The sequence below is a fragment of the Mycobacterium alsense genome (assembly GCF_002086635.1).
Taxonomy (GTDB): domain Bacteria; phylum Actinomycetota; class Actinomycetes; order Mycobacteriales; family Mycobacteriaceae; genus Mycobacterium; species Mycobacterium alsense.
Genome location: NZ_MVHD01000007.1, coordinates 24,140 through 44,587 on the forward strand (window position 1 = coordinate 24,140; position 20,448 = coordinate 44,587).

Annotated in this window: 11 protein-coding genes; 3 read left to right on the forward strand and 8 right to left on the reverse strand. The window is 67.9% G+C overall.

Going from position 1 to position 20,448, the window contains the following annotated elements; genetic code table 11:
• Positions 1-57: 57 nt before the first annotated feature.
• A complete protein-coding gene (locus BST11_RS06670) occupies positions 58-561 on the reverse strand; it encodes a PE family protein (protein WP_142276221.1) in 504 nt (167 codons plus the stop codon).
• 269 nt (positions 562-830) lie between these two features.
• On the opposite strand from BST11_RS06670, the gene BST11_RS06675 reads away from it, so the two are divergent.
• Both BST11_RS06675 and BST11_RS29225 read left to right on the forward strand, forming a co-directional pair.
• Positions 831-9,890: a BTAD domain-containing putative transcriptional regulator gene (locus BST11_RS06675; protein WP_264010407.1), complete on the forward strand. Its 9,060-nt coding sequence runs from the start codon at positions 831-833 to the stop codon at positions 9,888-9,890.
• Positions 9,891-9,911: 21 nt separating this feature from the next.
• A complete protein-coding gene (locus tag BST11_RS29225; RefSeq protein ID WP_083137256.1) occupies positions 9,912-10,817 on the forward strand; it encodes a PE family protein in 906 nt (301 codons plus the stop codon).
• Between the two features lie 34 nt (positions 10,818-10,851).
• Here BST11_RS29225 and BST11_RS06685 read toward each other — a convergent pair whose 3' ends face one another.
• The 7 genes from BST11_RS06685 to BST11_RS06715 form a co-directional block, all read right to left on the reverse strand.
• Positions 10,852-12,447, reverse strand: a complete 1,596-nt coding sequence (locus tag BST11_RS06685) for a PPE family protein (RefSeq protein WP_083137192.1) — start codon at positions 12,445-12,447, stop codon at positions 10,852-10,854.
• Between the two features lie 262 nt (positions 12,448-12,709).
• Positions 12,710-13,027, reverse strand: coding sequence for an STAS domain-containing protein (locus tag BST11_RS06690; RefSeq protein WP_083137193.1), 318 nt, complete (start codon positions 13,025-13,027; stop codon positions 12,710-12,712).
• The gene (locus tag BST11_RS06695; RefSeq protein WP_083137257.1) at positions 13,027-15,492 is read right to left on the reverse strand and encodes a SpoIIE family protein phosphatase; all 2,466 of its coding nucleotides are present in this window, start codon (positions 15,490-15,492) and stop codon (positions 13,027-13,029) included. The genes BST11_RS06690 and BST11_RS06695 overlap by 1 nt, the downstream gene beginning before the upstream one ends.
• A gap of 184 nt (positions 15,493-15,676) precedes the next feature.
• Positions 15,677-16,582: a TPM domain-containing protein gene (locus BST11_RS06700; protein ID WP_083137194.1), complete on the reverse strand. Its 906-nt coding sequence runs from the start codon at positions 16,580-16,582 to the stop codon at positions 15,677-15,679.
• 59 nt (positions 16,583-16,641) lie between these two features.
• Positions 16,642-17,346, reverse strand: coding sequence for a nitroreductase family protein (locus BST11_RS06705; RefSeq protein WP_083137195.1), 705 nt, complete (start codon positions 17,344-17,346; stop codon positions 16,642-16,644).
• A gap of 17 nt (positions 17,347-17,363) precedes the next feature.
• Entirely contained in the window at positions 17,364-17,999 is a 636-nt protein-coding gene (locus tag BST11_RS06710; RefSeq protein WP_083137196.1) for an HD domain-containing protein, read from the reverse strand.
• Positions 18,000-18,041: 42 nt separating this feature from the next.
• Positions 18,042-18,917: an alpha/beta fold hydrolase gene (locus BST11_RS06715; protein ID WP_083137197.1), complete on the reverse strand. Its 876-nt coding sequence runs from the start codon at positions 18,915-18,917 to the stop codon at positions 18,042-18,044.
• Positions 18,918-19,059: 142 nt separating this feature from the next.
• Here BST11_RS06715 and BST11_RS06720 point away from each other — a divergent pair, with 142 nt between their 5' ends.
• Positions 19,060-20,016 carry a TIGR03619 family F420-dependent LLM class oxidoreductase gene (locus BST11_RS06720; protein WP_083137198.1) on the forward strand — a complete coding sequence of 319 codons (957 nt, stop codon included), beginning with the start codon at positions 19,060-19,062 and terminating at the stop codon, positions 20,014-20,016.
• Positions 20,017-20,448: the final 432 nt, after the last annotated feature.

A 20,448-nucleotide genomic window follows, 5' to 3' on the forward strand; every position in this document is an offset into this window, starting at 1 on the left:
TTTATCGCCGAGGGTCTCTACCCGGCGAGCCTGCGACCCATTCGTTCCTGACGGCGGCTACACGGCATCCAGGATGCTCTTCACGACTACCCCCCAAAAGGCATACAAGAAAAATGCATCGAGCAGGAAAACCAGGGAGGGCAAAAAGACGAAGGGTTGCAACTGCCCCGGCACCAGGTCGTACCAAGTTTGTGTCCAGGTGAAGTAGGCGAGGGTCATATACAACAGGGAGCCAGAAGCTTGGCGAACGCCGGTATCGACCCCCAGTAGCAACGGCATGATCGCATCCTCGGTGCTGGCATACGATGCCGCGCTTGCCGTCAAATTCCGAGCAAACTGCTCCTGAGACGCCGCCACCTGGCGGGCTCGCGCGTAATAGTCCTGAGCTTGCTGGGAGAACAGGCTCGCGATGCCCGCCGACACCTCGTCGGCGGCCGCCGGGGTCAGGGCAACGGTCGCCGGCGCGGCCGCCAGATGGGCCGCCTGCACCGTCGACGCGATGGTTTCCAGATCCGCTGCGCCCGCCGCCATCAAATCCGGCGTAGCGATGACATACGCCATGTCGACACCCACCTCGATACCTCAACCTCGCCGGGTCAATCGCCGGCAACTTGAGCCTCGCCCGCATCGGTGCGGCACGCTACCGTAGTCGACTACTTAAACCCCGGCGGCCGGCGAGCGTAACGCCGCCGCGAAAGTCGCGACGAAAATCGCAGCCAGGTTACGCTCGCGGCCCAGGTCCGGACGACAAACAGGGGCGCCTTTACCCGATCTTGACCGCTCGTTGAATTCGCTCACCGACGATTGCCGACATGACTACGCTTCATCGGGTGGAGCTGGGGGTTTTGGGACCTCTCCAGGTCCGGCAGCATGGCGTGCCGGTCGCGATTCCGGGCGCCAAACCCCGCGCGATCCTCATGATGCTCGGGTTGCACGGCGGCTCCCTCGTGCCGGCCGAGGCGCTCGTCGAGCTGCTCTGGGGCGACGATCCGCCGCGCACCGCAGCCAAGGCCCTGCAGACCCACATCTCCGCGCTGCGCCGCACCCTGGGCGACGGCTTCGTCCTGACGCAGGGCGTGGGCTGGGCCCTGGCCGAGACCGACGTCGACGCGTCGCGTTACACGTTGGCCGCCCGGCTGGCACGGGACGCCGCGGCCGCGGGCGACACCACCCAGGCGGTGGCCCGCTTCGAGGAGGCGCTTGCGCTGTGGCGCGGCACCCCCGAGCTGCCCGACGGCCGGCGGGGAACGTCGGAGAAGACGCGGTGGATCGAAGGTCACGCCGCGCTGGTGGAGGATCGCGCCGACGCGCTGCTCGCGACGGGCCGCGCGGCGGAGATCGTCGGGGAGCTCGAGGCCGCGGTGGCCGAGGCGCCGCTGCGCGAACGTCGGTGGGGCCAGCTCATGCTCGCGCTGTACCGGGCCGGCAGGCAGGGCGAGGCGCTTGCCGCCTATCAGCGGGCGCGGGGGCAACTGGCCGGCGAGTTGGGCGTCGACCCCGGCCCCGAGCTTCGCCGGCTCGAGGCCGCGATAGTCGCGCAGGATTCTTCGTTGGATGTTCTTGTGACGCAGCGACTTCCGTCGGTGACCCGCGCCGTGACGTTTCTGCTCACCGACATCGAGGGGTCGACGGCCGCCTGGGAGGCGGACGCCGGCGCCATGGCGGTGGCGCTCGCGCGCCACGACGAGCTGGTCGAGCAGGTCGTCGGGTCGCGCGGCGGGCGGGTGGTCAAGACGCGCGGCGAAGGCGATGCGACGTTTTCGGTGTTCGAGCGGCCGTCCGCGGCCGCCGCGGCCGCCATCGAGTTGCAAGACGCGATCGGTCACGAGCCGTGGGTGTTGGCCGAGCCCATGCGAATTCGCGTGGCGCTGCACACCGGCGAGGTCGAGCTGCGCGACGGCGACTACTTCGGTCGGGCGGTCAACCGTGCCGCGCGCCTGCGCTCGCTGGCCGAGGGCGGCCAAATCCTGTGCTCGGGAGCGACCGCCGAGCTCGTCATCGACACCCTGCCCGACGACGTGGCGCTGACCGACCTGGGGATGCGACAGCTGCGCAACCTCCCCCGGCCCGAGCACGTTTTCGAGCTCCGCTTGCAACCCGGTGACTTTGATCGTCCCGAACCGCAACCAACCGACGCGCCGATGGAGCGTCCCGCCCTGCCCGCGGTGCTGGTCGGCCCCGGACCGTTCGTCGGTCGTGGCCGGGAACTCGAAGGGCTGCTGTCGGCGTGGCAGACCGCCCTGTCCGGTGGCCTGCTGGCGGTGCTGATCGCCGGGGAGCCCGGGGTGGGCAAGACGCGGCTGGCCGGCGAGTGGTCCCGGCGGGCCTTTGAGCAGGGCGCGATCGTGCTGTACGGCCGTTGCGACGAGGATCTGGGTGCGCCGTACCAACCGTTCGCCGAGGCGCTGCGCGCGCTGGTGCCGTGCGTCGGCCCGGACCGGCTGCGCGGGCTGCGCGGTGTCGAAGCGCTGCTCCCGCTTGTCCCCGGGCTGACCGAAGTGCTGCCCGACGTGGCCGCGCCGACCCGCGCGGATCCCGACACCGAGCGCTACGCGCTGTTCGACGCCGTCGTCGCCCTGTTGGGGATCGCATCCGACGCCGCCCCGGTCGTCCTGATACTGGACGACCTGCACTGGGCCGCCAAACCCACGCTTCTCCTGTTGCGGCACCTGCTGCGCTTCGGGGAGCACGCCCGCGTGCAGATCATCGGCACCTACCGCAGCACCGACCTCGACCGCTCCCACCCGCTAGCGGCGATGCTCGCCGACCTGCACCGCGACGGCACCGCAAGTCGCGTGCAGCTCAGCGGGCTTGACGAGCACGACGTCACCGCGTACGTCGCCGAGGCCGGCTACGACGACGAAGAACTGGCACGGGCGCTGGCGTCGGTGACGGGCGGCAACCCGTTCTTCTTGATCGAGGCCTTGCGTCACGTCGACGAAAGCGGCGGGCGGTGGGATCCGAGCACCCTGCCGCAGGGCGTCCGGGAAGCCGTGAGCCGCAGGTTGTCTCGGCTCGGGGCGGAGACGAACAAGGCCCTCGCCGCAGCCGCGGTGGTCGGCAGCCGGTTCGCCTTGGAACTGGTGGAGCGCGTGGTCGACGACGATCTCGTCGACGCGTTCGACGAGGCGGGCAAGGCCGGCATCGTGATCGAGGAGCCCGGCGGCCGTTACCGCTTCAACCACGCCCTGGTCCGGCAGTCGCTGCTCGCCGAACTGCCGTCGGTGCGGCGCATGCGCCTGCACCAGCGCATCGCCGCGACGCTGGAGGATCAGCCCGGCGCCGAGGACGAGCTGCTCGCCGAGCTGGCTTATCACTACTTCGAATGCGCTTGGGCGGGAAACGCCGCCAAGGCCGTCGAATACTGCCGGCGCGCGGCCGACCAGGCGATGGCCCGGCTGGCCTACGAGGGCGCCGCCGAGCTCTACGACCGTGCCCTGCACGCGCTGGAGGAGATCGACGACGAGCTGCCCGACCGGGGCGACCAGGTCGCCGCGCTGCTGATCGCGCGCTGCGAGGCCCTGCTGGCCGCGGGCGACGTGGCGTCGGCGGCGGACGCGGTCCCCCAATTGCAAAGGGCCACTGCTGATTCGCCCAACCTTGCTGCCTGGGCGGCGTGCTTCGACGGCGAGCTGTCGATGCTGATTCATCCCGAGCGGCTGGACGAGGTCGAGACCGCGGTGGGGGCTGCCGCCGCCAAACTCGCCCAGATCGCGGACGCCGCAGGGGAGGCCAAGGCGCACACCGTGCGTGCCGGGTGCCTGGCCCGGCTGGGGAGAATCGGCGACTGCGAAATGGCCCTGGACGACGCCCTGACGGCGGCGCGGCGCGCGGGCGAGCACCGCCGGGTGAACAATGTGCTGGCCAATGCGCCGCTCGCCGCGCTGTGGGGCCCCAACCCGGTCGCGCGTGCGGGCGGGCGGTGCCTGGACGTGGTGCGGTTGCTGCGGATCACGACTGACTCGCCTGCGGTCGAGGCGACGTCGACGCGGTGTCAGGCCGTGCTGGAGGCGTTCCGCGGCCGTACCGCGGCGGCGCGACGGATGATCGACTCCGCCCGCCGGACGGTCACCGAACTCGGCTTGCGCCATGCTCTTGCCGAGGTCGAGCAGTTTGCCGGCATCGTCGAGCTGATCGCCAACGAACCCGCCGCGGCCGAGATCCACCTGCGCAAGGCCTACAACGGCTTTCGACGTATGGGCCTGGACGCCGATACCGCCGAAACCGCCGCGCTGCTGGGCCGAACCTGCCTCGCGCTCGACCGCGACGCCGAGACAGCTGAATTGTGCAGCGAGAGCGAGCGTCTCGCCGGGCACGCATTGAAGCCAGCGATCGCGTGGCGCACCCTGCGGGCGCTGCTGCTCTCGCGCCGCGGTGAGCATGAGCAGGCACGGCATTTGGCCGAGGCTGCGGTCGCTTTAGCCGAGCGCACTGACGCATTGGTCGATCACGGCGACGCCTGCCTGACGCTGGCAATCGTGTTGCGGGCCGCCGGTGACCGCGCCGGCGCGCGCACCTCGGCCGAACGTGCGGCGGATTTGTACGAGCGGAAAGGCGCTGTCGCACTTGCCGAAATGGCGCGCAGCATCCTGGGTGAGCGCGCCGCATCACCAGCTTCGTCCGAAATGTCCAGCGTCGAGCTGGCCAACGCTTGCGTCAGTGCGGTCAGCCGGCTCGATGAGGCCGCCGCCCGCAATGCGCGCGACGAGCTGGAGCGGGTGCTCGCGCCCAGCGTCTCCGTCGAAAGCCGCCGGAAGATAGTCGGGTTGTCCCGCGTCGACTTCTCGCCGAGCGAATGGCTAAGCGAGGCGAGGCGTTTTTCCGAGGTGGGCGTAATGCGGTGTCGTCGTGTGCCTATCGCTGTGCGAGGCGAACGCCTGGCGCTCGTCCGCACGGTGCTAGGCACAGCAGACCAGAGCCCTGGGGCGCCGGAGGACGAGCTGCTTCACCTAGTGGGCCTTGACGAGGAGGGTCGAATCGCGCTCCAAGTGTCTTTCGACGTCGAGGACATGGACGCCGCACTCGCCGAGCTCGACGCCCGATTTGAGGCGGAGCACCCGCGATCACCGCTCGAGAACGCCGCAAGTCGAGCAGATCAACGGTTCAACGAGCTCTTTGCGAAGCGACACTGGGACGATTACGGTGCGCTGCTCGCCGATGACATCCGGGTCGAAGACCGGCGTCGAGGTCTCCGTCGAGAGGGTGAAGATCGCAACACCGAACTAGCGGAACTACGGGCGATCGCCGATGTCGGCGTTCAGAACATGACGTCACACATCGTCGCGATTCGCGGCAAGTGCCTCGCCCTCGTTCGTACCGTCTACTCGGGCCGAGAACAGCGGCCGGAGGCCTTCCATACCGAGCTAATCCGCATCGCAGAACTCGACGCCGACGAGCGAATCACGACGTATGTCGCGTTCGACCTCGATGACTTAGACGCCGCCCTCGCCGAGCTCGAATCGCGCTACCTTGCCGGCGAGGGCAAGCCCTACGCGTCCACCTGGTCGGTGATCACGGGAACCTTCGCATCCATCAGCAAGAGCGAGTTCCCGGCGATGAGCGCCGATTGCGTGACGATCGACCACCGCCGGGCGGCGGCGTTCGCGCCCGGCGAGCTGCCGGCCTACATTCGTGCGGCCTGGGACGCCGGGCAGAACATCACCACATTCGTCCATGGCGTACATCGGTTGAATGAGCAAGGCGCGGTCGTCTCCTACGTGGCGTACGCAATTGCGCACGACCGATTCGACGGTGAGTGGCATGAGGTCGCTTTGGTGACGGTCGACGGGACCATGGTCAACCGCTGCGAGTTGTTCCACGATGACGACCTGGAGATGGCAATCGCCAGTTTCGACCGGCTCACCCGGCCGCGGCTCGAAAACACGGCAAGCCGGGTGTACGAGCGGGTCAAGGCCTGCTTTGCGGCCCGCGACTGGGATGGCATAGCCGATAAGCTGGCCGACGCAGTGTCAACCGACGATCGTCGCCGCGTAGTCAATACCGGGCTCCGGCAGGGCAAAGATGCTGTGATCGACGAGATCTCGGCGCTGGCCGAGGTGGGCATGGACCCGATGTCGGACGTCGTTGCAACCCGTGGCGAGCGCCTGGTCCTCAGTCGTGTCCGTATCTCGGGACACGACCAGGAACCTGAGGTGTTCCACTCGGCCGGTCTCGATGTCCTCGAGATCGACGCGGAAGAGCGGGTTGTGGCCCGCGTCGTGTTCGACCTCGAGGACCTTGACTCCGCCATCGCCGAGCTCGACTCCCGCTACCTTGCCGGCGAAGCAGCGGCCCACGCGCGGACCTGGTCAGTCATAGCGAGTAGTTATGCGGCGCTCAACCGCAGTGAGCCGCCGCTCACGACGCCGGATTGCGTCAACATCGACCGCCGGCGGGAGGCAGCGTTCGGGCCAGGCGACCTGACCGCGTATATGCGTGCCGGGTTGGAACTAGACCCGAACGTCAAGGTCTATGTCAGGGAAGTGCATCGGCTGACCAGCCGCGGCGCAGTCATCACCTACGCGGCCCATGAAACCTCACAAAGCGGCTTTGACGCGGAGTGGTGCGGGGTCGCCGTCTTCACAATCGAAGGCGAGATGATCAACCGCACCGAGGTATTCGACGAAACGAAGATCGACGCCGCGATAGAGAGATTCAGACAACTCAGCCGGCCGGCACCACCGCTGGAAAACGCGGCCAGCCAACAATATGAGCGATTCAAGGTGTATTTTGCCGCCCACGAGTGGGCCGCCATAGCCGAGATGCTGGCCGACAACGTTTCGACTGAGGACCGTCGCCGGGTAGTCAATTCCGGCCTCCGACAGGGTCACGATGCCGTGATCACCGAACTGTCAGGACTCGTCGACGTCGTCAAGGCCATCACGTCAGAGCCCATCGCAACCCGTGGCGAGCGGCTGCTGCTAAATCGCGCTCGGACGGAGACTTACGAGGCATTCCAAACCGACTTTCTCGACGTGGTGGAGGTTGACCCCGAAGGTCGAGTCGTCGCCCGCGTCGTATTCGACCCCGAGGACTTCGACGCCGCCCTCGCCGAACTCGACGCTCGGTATCTGGCCGGCGAGGCGGTCGCCTATTCACGCACGTGGTCGGTCGTAGCACAGACATACGCTGCCGCGAACCGGCACGAGCTCCTGTTGTCACCGGACTGCGTCACCATCGATCACCGGCAAGCGAGGGCCTTCGTGCCCGGTGAATTCGCCGAATACATGCGCGCCACGTGGGATCTCGCGCCGAACGTCTGGGGTTACGTTGAGGCCGTGCACCGGCTGAGCCGCGTCGGTGCGGTCGTCACCCATGTGGTGAGCGGAACCTCGAAAGAGGGATTCGACGCCGAGTGGCGAGAAGTCATCCTCGGCCTGTCCGAAGGCGACCGCATCAATCGCTGCGAGCTGTTCGACGAGGAAGACCTCGAGGCCGCACTCGCCCGCTTTGATGAGCTGCAATCGGCGCCGCGCCGGCTGGAAAACGCCGCGACCCAAGCGTTTAGACGCTTTATCACCTGCTTCACGACCCAGGACTGGACCGCGATGGCGGCGACAATGGCGGACGCTTTTTGCTCGCACGATCACCGCCGGGTTGTCAACGCCAGCGTGCTGCGTGGTCGTGACGCCAATATCGCAAGCGTGCGAGCAGTCGCCGAGGCCGGGTTCGAGGGCCTCACGTCGAACGTCATCGCGATCCGCGGGCAGCGCCTGGCCTTGGCTCGTATTCAGTCCTCGGCCTCTGGCTTTGAACCCGGCGAGATCATCGACGACATGCTGGGCGTCTGTGAGATCGACGTCGGCAACCGGCTCGTCGCCGGCGCCATCTTCGATATTGATGACGTCGAAGCCGCATTCGCGGAGCTCGACGGCCGCTACCTCGCCGGTGAAGCGGCCGCCCACGCAGACGCGTGGTCGGTCCTCATGCGGGTCCAAACCGCGTACAACCGGCACGAAGTCTCCCCGACGACAACCGACGACTGGGTGAACATCGATCATCGGCGAGGTCGAGCGTTCATGCCCGGCGACTTGATCCCCTTCCTCCACGCCACCTGGAACGTCGCCGCGGACGTCAAAGGTCACCTCGAGGAAGTTCACCGGTTGAACAGCGTTGGAGCCGTGATCACCGAGGTAGTGACTGGAACCTCCCGGGACGGCTTCGATTTCGAGTTGCGCGAAATCGGCCTTTTCGCGTTCGAAGGCAATCTGGTCTCCCGGTTCGAAATGTTCGACGAGGCGGACCTCGACGCCGCGCTCGCCCGATTTGAGGAACTGCAGCCGCCGCCGCGGGGGCTGGAAAACGCCGCGACCCGGGCACACTCACGCGTCCGGGCCTGTGTCGCGGCCCGCGACTGGGATGCGCTGACCGAGATCCTGGCCGACAACATTGCGATCGACGATCGCCGACGGACCGTGAACTCCGGAATTCAACACGGTCGAGACGCCGCCGTCGCAGACATGCGGGGCGCCTCTGACTTGGGACTCACGGATATTTCGTTGGCCGTCATAGCGACCCGCGGCGATCGTCTGGAGCTCAGCCGGACGTGTATCCGGGGCCAAGATCACCCCGAGGCGTTCCGCATGGAATTTGTCAGCGTCCTCGAGATCGACGCTGACGAGCGGATCGTGGCGCGCGTGGCGTTCGATGCCGAAGACCTCGACGCCGCCTTCGAGGAGCTCGACGCCAGATACCTCTCCGGTGAGGCGGCCGCCCACGCGCACACCTGGTCGGTCATCGCACGAGAATGCGCCGGTTTCAACCGGCACGAACTCCCCGCCGCGGACTGGATCACCATCGACCACCGGCGACTCGCTCCAATCGACGGGACTGAGCTGCAAGCAGCCATGCGCGCCATTTGGGACCTCACGCCAGACCTCAGTGCCCACATCGAGGGGGTGCATCGGCTCAACAGTTTCGGCGCCGTTGTCACCTACGTGGCGCATGGGACGTCGCCCGAAGGCTTCAACGCCGAGTGGCGAGTGATCGACCTCGAGACTGTCGAAGGCCACCGGATCAGCCGCCGCGAATTCTTCGATGAAGCAGATCTCGACAACGCCCTTACCCGCTTTGAGGAACTGCGCCCGCGGCCCCGGCTGGAAAACGCGGCAAGCCGGGTACTTGACAGGCACTATGCGTACTTCCGGGCCCGCGACTGGGCGGCGATAGCCGAGATCCTGACCGACGACACGTTCGTCGACGACCGTCGTCGCCTGACGAGCTCCGGGTTCTGGGAGGGTCACGATGTCGTGATCGCAAACCTGCAGGCCCTGGCCGACGCTGCGCCGCTGTCGTGGGCCCTCATCGCGACCCGTGGTGAGCGCCTCGCCCTCACTCGCATCTGTTCCCCCAACCGCGACCTGGGGCAAGGGGAGTTCAGCAGCGACATGCTTATCCTCGCCGAAATCGACACCGACGAACGTATCGCGGCGCAGGTCGCGTTCGATCTCGACGACATCGACGCCGCATTCGAAGAGCTCGACGCCAGGTACCTCGCCGGTGAAGCGGCCACCCACGCGCAGACCTGGTCGGTCGTCTCAGGCTCTTATGCCGCGATGAACCGGCGCGAACTTTTCCCGACGACACCGGATTGGGTAAACGTCGATCGTCGGCGACACGCAATTCTCGAGGAGGGTGGCCTGAACGCATCCCTGCGGTCGCTGTGGGAGCTCGTACCGGACATCAAGTTCCGCATCGAGGCCGTGCATCGGTTGACCGACCTTGGAGCTGTCACCACCCATGTGGCCCAAGGTGTTTCGCAGAACGGCTTCCACGCCGAGTGGCGAGGAGTCGAAGTCCAAACCGTCGACGGCGATCTGATCAGCCGTTGCGAAATATTCGACGACTCAGACCTCGACGCCGCACTCGCGAGGTTCGACGAGCTCGAGTGACTGATTGACGTGGAGAACAGCGTGTCGCTTCTGGTGGTAGTGCCCGACGGGTTGACTTCGGCTGCAATGGATTTGGAGGACATCGGTTCGTCGGTGACCGCGGCGCATCTCGCCGCCGCCGTTCCGACCACCGGACTTGCCGCCGCCGCCGCCGACGAGGTGTCGGAGGCCATGGCGGCGCTGTTCGCCGGTTACGGTCAGGAGTTTCAGGCGCTCATCGTCCGCGCCGGCGCGTTTCACCAAGGGTTTCTGCAGGCGCTCGACTCGGCGGCCGGCGCATATGTGGCCGCAGAGGAGGCGAGCGCTCTGCTGTTGGACGCGGCGATCAACGACATGAACCTGCTCGTCCAGCGCGAGCTGGGCATCTACAACTTCGGCGATTGGCGCGGCTGGGCCGCGCTTGCGTTGGACTACACCTGGGGGTTCCCGGGAACGGCACTGGGTTACGGTGTGCGACTGATAAATTCGTTCTATCCGGACGCGGGTTACGATCCCGCCCTCAGCGCGCTCGCGGGATCCCACGTCTACCGCGGCGGCATCGGGCTACCCGGCTTTACCACCACGTTGGGCAATGTCACCACCCACCTGGGGACCCGCCCGGGCGCCGAGGACATCATGCTGAACCACGAGTCGGTGCACGTCTGGCAGAACAGGCTCTTCGGCCCGCTGTTCACGACCAGCTATGCCGGCTGGATGGCCGGCGGATTCTTCGTGGGCACGGGCTACTGGTTGCTGCACCCGAACCAGGACTGGTTCAGTCTGGTGGAGACGGCGGCCTACTACGACAACCCTTGGGAGGTATGGGCTTACGCCAACGACAACAACTGGCCACCGCCGGGGGCAAACCCTGCCCTGCTCTGGCCGGCCTGGACGGACCCGGTGCTGCTCTGGCCGGCCCGGGCGAACCCCATTGCGCCGTTTTTGTAACCGGACAACCAGTTGCGTTGAGGTGAAGTGATTCTCAGCCGTCGCCTCGCTGCTCCCCCGCACCGCCGGCCTCCCAAGTGCTTGGCATCATCGGGCTCCTGGGACCGCCGCCGAACTCGTCACCGGCCATCGTCGTCAAGCCCGCCGCCTCGGTGACGCCACGCGTGCGCCCGGCCCCGGAAAGACCCAGCACTCCCCCGCCCTGACCGGAGGCGGTGGTCGATCCGGCCCCATGTTCCCCGGCCACCGTGCTCCCGTCAGGGCCCGTGTCGTCCTCGAGGTCCATGTATTCGTAGCCGCGGCCCAGTTGCTTCGCCATCGCGCGTTGGCGCCGGCGCTCGCGGTTTCGCGCGCCCGCCGCCGCGCCGGCCGCCGTGGCCGTCGGTACCGCTGCCGTGTCGGGGGCTGAGGCTTGGGCCCCGGTCCTCATGCCCGATCCGAACCCGACGCTCGGAGGTGCCACCAGGTAGGGGTAGCCGATAGCCGCCGTCCCCGCCGTCGCGGCCGGTGGTGGTGAAGGAGTTGCGGGCGGTCCGGCGGGCGCCGAATGCGGGACCGGCGCCGTGGCCGGCGTCGGAGTGGGGCTCAACGCAACCGAGCCGATCGCGGCGGCCGGCGGCGGCTGGAGCTCGGCCGCAGTCGGGATCGGCGCGGGAAGGACGGCGGGTGGCACGGCGGGTGCCAACCCGGCGAATCCGGCGAAGGTGCCGAGCGCTCCGAGCGGGGCGGCCGCCAGCGGCAGCGCGACAGTCAGCAATTGCGGAAAGTTGTACACGAGCTGGACGACGTCGAAGATTCGGTGCGTGATGAGCTGGGTAGCGGCGATGAGCAGGACCGCCATCAGCTGGGCGGGATTGTGCGCGAACGCCAGGGTCTGCGGGTCATAGACGAACAATCCCTCGTAAAAGCTTGTCCAGATGTCCCCGAGTGCCTGAGAAAAACTCGTCCCCGGGGAGTACGACGTGAAGGGGTTGCCCGGCCAGATGAGCTCGAACAGGCTGTGCCCACCCTCGAAATTGAACAGGTCGTTGAGGAGGCCTTGCAGCCCGAACGGATCGCCGGGGCTTGAAGGCGGATCGGATGCCGCGCCGGCTTTCGTGATCGGGGGCGCCGGGGAGGTGCGCGGGGCCGCCGTCACCGCCGCGGTCGCGGCCGCGTGGTAGGTGCCCATACTGGTTCCGGCTTGGATCCACATCCGCAGGTAGTCGGCTTCGTTGAGCGCAATCGGGATGGTGTTGATCCCGAAAAAGTTCGTGGCCACCAAAACAGCGTGCATCGCATGGTTGGCGGCCAGTTCGGGCAACGTCGGCATCGTCGCCAACGCCGCGGTGTATGCGGCGGCCGCGCTTTCCTGCTGGGCGGCGATTCCCGCGCTGTCCGCACTGGCCTGCAACAGCCACGCCACATATGGAACATGGGCCGCTACATAGGATTCCGCGCTCGAACCCTCCCATGACCCGGCCTGCACCCCACCCAGCAAACCGCTGAGTTCGTCGGCCGCCGAGGCGTATTCGGCGCTCAGCGAGTGCCAGGCACCGGCCGACGCCAGCAGCGGACCGGGGCCCGGACCGCTGGACAGCAGTGCCGAATGCACCTCTGGTGGCGTGGCCATCCAGACGGGAGCGGTCATCGTCAAACGGCGCCGAACAAGCGTTGCGCTGGGCGGCCGGTGGCGCCGCGACCACCGCCGTCGTCAATCGTTACCGCCGCATTGGCCCGGGCCCAAACCTCCGAAATCACCTGCAATGCCATCACTTTCACCCCTGGCGATGAACGTCGACGTCCCTACGGGCAGAGTAGCCGTCACCATTCGGTTATGCAAATGATTCGCAAGAGCGGCCGACCAAGCCGAATCCGCGGGCAACGGCCTAGCGTTCAGGGCCGCCGCGCGGTCAGCTCTCGGCGGCGGCTTCGGTGGTGGCCAATTCGGTGAGGCCGCTGATCCTGAGGACGGGCATCAGGAGCGGGTGGACGATCACATGGATGTGGTCGGCGTGGGTGAACAAGGTGTTGATGGCGGCGCTGTCCATGTACTCGACGGCGCTGAGGTCGACCTTGACCTTTTCGTCGCTGTCACCACGCTTCGATTTGGCAGCGGTCAGGGCCTGGTTGAACTTGTCGATGTTGCTGAGATCGATTTCCCCCGCGGCGATCAGCCTCAGTCTCCCGTCAACGTCGCGGGCGGTGTCGAGGCTGAGCGACGTGGACATCAGCTGATCCTCGCGGATAGGTGAACGGTAGTCCCGGTGCGGTCGGGCTGAATGTTGACGTCCTGCATAAGCTCTCGCATCAGCGTGATGCCCCGGCCGCGACCGGGGTAGGTGGGCGGTTGCGGGGGCTTCCACGAGCCGGTGTCGGTGATGGTCAACTGCACCCGGTCGACCAGTACGGTCGCGCCCAGGGTGACCGTGCCCCCCGGGCTGTGGCGATGCCCGTGTTCGATGGCGTTGGCGACGGCCTCGCCGGCGGCGATGAGCACGTTGAGGGTCTGGTCGGGGTCCAGCCGGGCCCGGGTCAACCAGCTCCGCAACGCGCTCCGGGTCGGGGCCAGGTGGTTGACATGCGCGGGAAACGTCAGCTCGAGCGGGGCGGGATGGCGGTAGAGCAGAAGAACGACGTCGTCCTGATAGCCGCCGTCTGGCACGAGGCGGGACATGATCTCGTTCGCCAGATCATCCAGGGCGGCGGCGCGGCCGTCCTGAGCGACGGAGGCGACGCGAGAAATGCCGTGGCTCAGCTCAATCCGTCGGCGTTCGACCAAACCGTCGGTGTAGAGCAGCAGGGTCGCGCGCGCGGGGATGGTCACCTGGGCTTCGGGCCGTGACCAGTCGGGCCGCACCCCCAGCGCGATGGTGTGGCCACCGTCGAGCATCTCGGTGGTGCCGTCCGGGTGGACCAGGAGGGGCGGCGGGTGCCCCGCGCTGGAGTACACCAATTCGCCGGTATCGGGGTTGAGCACCGCGCAGACGGCGGTGGTGCATTGCGCGCCGGGCAGCCGCGAGGCGAAGCGGTCCAGTCGCTCGAGAACAGCGGCGGGGTTGGGGTAGTCGAACAGCAACGCGCGCCAGGCGCTGCGCACCTGTCCCATGACGGTGGCCGCGGCCAGGCCATGGCCGACGCAGTCGCCGACGATCAGGGCGATGCGCCCGTCCTCCAGATCGACGATGTCGTACCAGTCACCGCCCACCTGCAGGGGCCGGGTGGCAGCCTGGTAGCGCACCGCGAACCCCGTAGGCAGGTCGTCGGGACCGAGGATTGCGTTTTGCAGCGCGAGTGCGGTTTCGCGTTGCTGGTCGACCTGGTGTACCCGCTGCAGACCCTGGCCGAGCCGTCCCGCCAGCACGGTGAGCAGGGTCTGGTCCTCGAGCGTGAACGCCCTTTGCTCGGCCAGCTCGATCCATACGACGAGTACGCCGTCGGGATGCCGCAGCCCGATGCCCGCGCTCCCGGGCTGTGTCGCGAAGGGGGTGAGCAGGTCGCCGTCGCGCAACGAGCTGAGGGCCTGTTGTGTCTCGGTGGGCAGGTCGGCCCACTGCACGGGCTCGCGCACCGATACCACGAGCGGTGAGCCGAAGGCCGTGTCGCCAGAGCCGGTGTCGGCCGGGAAGGTGACCGCCAAGACGCGGCGCGCCCGCCACAGTCGGTACAGTTCCTCGGCGGCGACCCTCACCGCTTCATCGACGGTGTCCGCCTGGGTCAGTTCCTGGTTGAGCGCGTGTTCGCGGCCGGCAGCCAGCGCCAACGCGATGGCCGCGTGGCGCGCGAAGTCGCTGACGAGGTCGAGATAATCGTGACCGAAGGGAGCCCGCTGCGGGTCGCGGGCCACCGCGATCACCCCGAGCACCGCGTCGTCGGCGATCAGCGGCATGACGACTGCCGAACGCTCGCCGACATCGGTGAATCCCTCGATCGGGTATTGGAAGGAGTCGGTGATCAACGGCAGGCCACGACGGGCCACGCCGCCCGTGGTCGAGCCTTCTATCGGGACCTGCTGACCGATCACCTCCTGCGAGTACCGGCCCGCGGTGACGGCGACGACGAGGCTGTCGGCTTCGTGGGCCGGCGAAGTGGGCTCCCCCGGAACCAGCAGGATTGCCTGCTCGGCATCCGCCAACTCCAGCGCCCGGTTCACGATGAGCTGCAGCGGTCCCGTCTGGGGGTCGCCGGACAGCAGTGCGGTCGTGATCTCGCGGCTGGCCTTTGTCCATTTCGCCGATTCGCGTTCCCGCTCGAAGAGCCGCGCGTTGTCGATGGCGGCCGCCGCCGCGGTGGCCATCGCCCGCACGGCCGCCTCCCGGGTGTCGGAGAACGCCCGACCGGGCCGGTCTTCAACCAGGTACAGGCTCCCGAACTCGGCCCCGCGCACCGTGATGGGGATCCCCAGGAGCGCCCGCATCGGCGGTTCGTGCGCGGCCAGGCCGCTGGCCTGCGGGTAAGCACTGAGGTCGTCGATGCGAAGCCCCTCACCCACCGGCAGCTCGCCGAGCCGCTGCGCCGTCTCGTCGTCGATTCCCGCGCGGATGAAGGAGGCCAGGGCGCCGTCGGCCGCGCGTATGCCCAAAGCCCCGTAGGGGGCGCCGGTCAGCTCCATCGCCACCTTGACGACGCGCTTCAGGGTCACATCCAGGTTGAGATCCGAGCCGATCTCGACGATGACCCGCACCAGTCGTTCCATCTGGTCGCGAGACGCCACCAGCTCGTCGTGCTGCTCATTTCCCGGGCTCACCGGTTCACCCGGCCCTGCCCGGTGAACGCGGATCCCCCGCCGTCGCGTTCCATAGCTACCAACCTATCGGTCGACAGGGCGGGCGCGGCGGCGCATCGCCATTGTTCCTGGCCGGTGGCGGTGAGTGCCGGGATCATCGTTTCGATGCGGTGCCGCGGCGTCGTGGCGTGCGGTGGGCGGCCAGCACGTCGTCGTTTGCCAGCGTTTGCGCCTGAGCGGCCAGTGTCGATGCCCCGTGGGCGTGGGCGATCGCCTCTTGCTCGTTGCTGGCTTGTTTGCCGTGCGCCGCTGCCAGCTGCCGTCTGGCCTCGTCGAGGCGGGCCCTGGCCTGGCCGCCGACGCTGTCGCCGTGCCTGGCGACGTAGTCGGAAATCTGGCGCAGTCTGGCCTCGGCGGTGGCCACCGCCTGGCCCAACGACGGGTCGTGCCCGTCGCCGGGGTCGATCCGCCGCGCGGCGCGCCGGCGGCGACGCGCGCGATAGAGCAGGAGTATCAGCACGACGAGGACCAGCGCGGCGATGACGACGCCGATCGCGAACGGCAGCCAGCTCTGCTTTGCCGGGGCCACCGGCGTGTCCAACCCGTCCGCCGCGGCGACCGCGGCACCGCTCCAGTCCCTGGCGGCCACCGCCGGTTCGATTCGATTGCTGCGCAACGTGTTTGACCCGTCGGCGCTGAGCAGATTTGGTGGCGCGATGAACGAGTACCGCTTGGTCTTGGTGGCCACCGCCAGAAGCGCGTCGTGGTCACCCATCCCGGTGGCGTCGCGGGTCTGGTTGGCCCAGTTGTCGGGTTTGAAGTTGGAGAAGTTGTCGACGTAGACCACCCACAGTTGAATGTGGCGATCGCGATGGAGCCGTTCGATTGCGGAGCTGACGGCGGCCCGCTTGTAGTCCGCCAGCACCCCGGAGCTGTCGGTGATGTGGTCCGTGAGCTTAGCGGGTGGTTGCGCGCCGGTGGGGCTTGCCAACAGCACGCCCGTCGTGAGGCCTGTAATCAGGATCGTCAGGGCGACTCCGAGCAGCCGGACAACGCGCATACAGGTAATCTAGCCGCCTTCTGGCGCGACGAGGGCTCGGTTTCAGCCGCCGTCGCTGGTCATCCGGCGGCGGGCAGGACGGTCGCCGCTGCGTCCCGGGGCGGCCACAGCGGCTGGGGCACCTCGACACCGAACGGACCGTCCCAGCGATTGCGGGATGAAACCTCATGCACCGGACGCCGGTTGGCCGCCACGCCCCACTTGCCCCGCGGGTAGCCGAGGGCCAGCATGGCAGACATCTTCCAGCCTTCGTCGACCGGCACGCCCAGCATCTCGTTCACCCGATCCGCGAAATTGCGGAGCACCATCGTCATGACGCCGCCGACGCCCTCGGCGCGCGCGGCGAGGAGCGCGCTCCAGATCGCCGGGTAGATGTTGGCGCCGCCGAGGTCGTCGATGGCAAAGACGAAGAGCAACAAGGGGATTTCCTCGAAATGGTCCGCGAGGTAGTTTCCGGAGCCTTGCATCCGGCGCATCGTCTCGGCATGCGCGCCCGCGTCCGCACCGGGGGCCGTCGCCACCATCGGTCCGGCCCCGGCGCTGAACTTTTCGTACTCGATGGCGCGGGCCTGCCGGAACAGTTGGGCGAATGCGCGGATGAGTTCGCGATCGTCGACGGCGACGAAGTGCCAGCGCTGGGTGTTGCCCCCGTTGGGGGCGCGCACGGCCGCGTCGAGGATGCGGGCCTGGGTGTCCAGCGGGATGGGATCCGGCCGCAGCCGACGCATCATCCTGGTGGTGTAGAGCGCCTCGTAGATGTCCATTTTCCGGCTCCTTTCCGCTATTCGGGCCAACTGCTGTTGAGTACGTGGTCGACCATGTTGCCGCGCTGGAACGACGGGTCGAAGTGCGCCAGCACATCGGCGTTCATCGTCCCGAACGTGCTGTGTGGGCGGTGCTTCATGCCGTCGTTGAAGGCCACCAGGATCCGGTTCTTGAAGTCGGGGCGCGGATGGGCGGCGACCACCGCGTCGATCGCTTCGGTGCTGAGGTCCTCGCGGCCGACGCCGACCACGTCGGTCTTGACACCCGCTGCGAGCAAGGCGGTTTCGGGGTCGAGGCGCGCGGGAACTTCGGGCGTCGTGTGCAGCGCGATGCCGAGCCACACCTTGTCGGCCTCGGGTTGCCCGACGCCGTGTTGCAGCAGGAAGTCGCGCGCCGCGTCGGCGCCGTCGATTTCGAAGCGTTGCATCGAGGTGCCGTAGCGGGCGGTGAGGCCGAGGTCGTGGAACATCGCCCCTACGTAGAGGAGCTCCGGGTCCGGCCGCAGGCCCAGCCGGCGTCCGTGCAGCGCGCCGAAGAGGAACACACGGCGGGAATGGTGAAAGAGCACATCGTCCTCGGCGCCACGCACGAACGCGGTCGCCTCTCGGACGAGCGCGGTGTCGGGTACGACGACGCCGGCGATGGTTTCCATCGATCGATTGGCCACGATCCCCGTCTCCTCCGTCGGATCAGCTCAGTTTCCGCCGCTGCGGCGCCGGTGTAGCGACGGGATGCGGCCCCTTTTCCCACAGATTCCGACACGCGTGGTGGTGATCCGCTTGGCGGGGGCGTCCCGGTCGAATTCCAGCACCGCGCGGGCGAAGCATCGTGGGTCGTAGTCGATCCCCTGGTGGCCCTGGCCGCGCAACGCGGCGATCGTGGTGCCCGGGATTTTCGCGGCGACGGCAGCGGCGGCCGCGCAAAAATACGCGGGGCTTTCGGTGCCGAGCAACATGCGGACCGGCACGGTGATCGTGGCCTGCCGCTCGGTGAGGCTGTAGGCGCCGGCCTCCGCGAGTTCACGGGCGGCGGTGTGGCCGATCGATGCGGCGACGTACGGAAATTCGCGGTCGGCAAGGTCTTTGATGGCCGACTCGGCTAGGTGCAGGGTTTCGCGGTAGAACGCTTCGAGGATTTCGCGCGGGTCGGACATCGTCGTGATCCGTGCCACCCCCTCCGGTGAGCTGACGTCGAGGTCCGGCGACGGGATGGGCGGCTCGTAGAGCACGATCCGGCGGAAAGCGGGTGTGATCAGGGCGGCTTCCAGGACCGCGAGCGCCCCGTAGGAATGCCCGACGACGTAGACGTTGCCGCCGACTGCCGCGGCGACGGCCGCGACATCCTCGGCTTCGCGTCCCAGGCTGTAGGGCCCGGCCTCGGCCGTGCTGAGCCCCCGGCCGCGGCGGTCCATCGCGTGGACGGTATAGCGCTGCGCCAGCGCCGACGTCACCGCGCGCCAGCGCGCACGCGTGCCGGTGCTGCCATGGACGAGCAGCAGGGGCGGTCCCGCACCGACGGATTCGTAGCCGATCACGGTGCCGTCGGGGGAAATCACGGTCGTCGTGCCCAATGCAACCGCGACGCAGCCTCGTGATTGCCGTCGGGATGTGCCATGTTTCCCACAGATGCGGACAGCTTCTACCCCACCGAAATTCGTGACGCCGGGTGGTTGCTGTCTGCTACAAACATCACGACTACCTGAGGGGTTCTGAATGCAACTCGGGCTTCGTCTGCCCCAGAGATTGGGAGTCGACCTACAACACGAAGTGGTCGAAGCGGCCCGAACGGCCGAAGCGGCCGGATACGCGAGTGTGTGGACCTACGAGCGGCTGCTGTTCCCGCAGACCCCCGCCGAACCGTATGCCCCGCCGAACGTGCCGTGGCCGGAAAGCTCCCGGCAGGCCGCCGATCCCCTGGCGGTCCTCGCGGCAGCGGCGGCGGCGACCGAGAAGGTGCGCCTGGGCACCTCCGTGCTGATCGCCGCGTTGCATACACCCGTCCAGCTGGCGAAGGCGCTGGCCACCATCGATCAGATCAGCGGCGGCCGCATGGTCGCGGGCCTGGGCACCGGCTGGTCCACCGACGAACTTCAGGCCACCGGGGCCACCCGGGCGGATCGCGGCCGCTTCCTCGACGAGACGCTGGACGTCTTCGATGCCGTGTGGGGACCCGACCCGGTGACCTTCCGGGGTCCGCGCGTCGTCATCGACAACGCAGCGGTCCTGCCCAAGCCCGTCGGAAAAATTCCCGTGCTGCTCGGCGGCGGCGGCAGCAACCTGGGCCGCGGCACGAGTTCCCGTGCCCTGCAACGCATTGCCACACGCGCGGATGGCTGGCTGCCGCTGCTGACCACTCCCGGGCCGGCCGGGGCCGCCGCCCTGCGCGCAAGCTGGGACCGCATCCGGGAAGCTGCGTTCCAGTTCGGCCGGGACGCGAGCCGGATGCGGCTGGTCGTGGTGGGCAACGTGACCTTCACCGACCGACCGGCGGGATCCGACCGGCCGGCGTTCGTAGGCACCCTCGACCAGGTCATGGACGATGTCCGAACGGCCGCGGAGGCCGGCGCGGACGAGCTCATCGTGGACCTCAATCTGCAGGACTGGTTCGTCAGCACTCGACAGATGCTCGAGACGGCGGTGGAGATCCGCGAACGGGCCGCGGCCCTCTGATCGATGCGGGGTTGTATAAATCGGCGGACGCGGGGGCCGAGCCGCGCTAGGCTAAGCGGCTCGGGCAGACATTAGGGGCCGCGCCGGCCGGGCGCGAAAACGCAACAAAGAAGCAACGCCGGCGGCGGCCATTGGCCCACTCGGGGCGCCACGGACTGCCTGCGCGCCCAGGGAGATGCGAATGAAACCGAGATGGAAGACAGCAATCATCGGCGCTGTGGCCCCACTCCTTTTTGGGGCGGGTATTGCGGTGGCACCGATCGCAGCAGCGGTTCCCTTCCCGCAGGGTTGCGGGCAGTGGCCGGAACCACCGTGCAGCCCGGGAGTGCCGAAACCGGCGACCCAGAGTGATCCCAACGGCGCCCCGTACTGGTGGGAAGACAGCACCGGCCGGCATTGGTGCCCACCAGAATGCTTGACGAATTAGGAGGT

Bases quoted from the DNA above. Each gene is read 5' to 3' on its own strand.
- BST11_RS06705 (WP_083137195.1), bottom strand. From the start codon at position 17,346: ATGGACATCTACGAGGCGCTCTACACCACCAGGATGATGCGTCGGCTG.
- BST11_RS06695 (WP_083137257.1), bottom strand. From the start codon at position 15,492: ATGGAACGACTGGTGCGGGTCATCGTCGAGATCGGCTCGGATCTCAAC.
- BST11_RS06690 (WP_083137193.1), bottom strand. From the start codon at position 13,027: ATGTCCACGTCGCTCAGCCTCGACACCGCCCGCGACGTTGACGGGAGA.
- BST11_RS06700 (WP_083137194.1), bottom strand. From the start codon at position 16,582: ATGCGCGTTGTCCGGCTGCTCGGAGTCGCCCTGACGATCCTGATTACA.
- BST11_RS06720 (WP_083137198.1), top strand. From the start codon at position 19,060: ATGCAACTCGGGCTTCGTCTGCCCCAGAGATTGGGAGTCGACCTACAA.
- BST11_RS06685 (WP_083137192.1), bottom strand. From the start codon at position 12,447: ATGACCGCTCCCGTCTGGATGGCCACGCCACCAGAGGTGCATTCGGCA.
- BST11_RS06670 (WP_142276221.1), bottom strand. From the start codon at position 561: ATGGCGTATGTCATCGCTACGCCGGATTTGATGGCGGCGGGCGCAGCG.
- BST11_RS06710 (WP_083137196.1), bottom strand. From the start codon at position 17,999: ATGGAAACCATCGCCGGCGTCGTCGTACCCGACACCGCGCTCGTCCGA.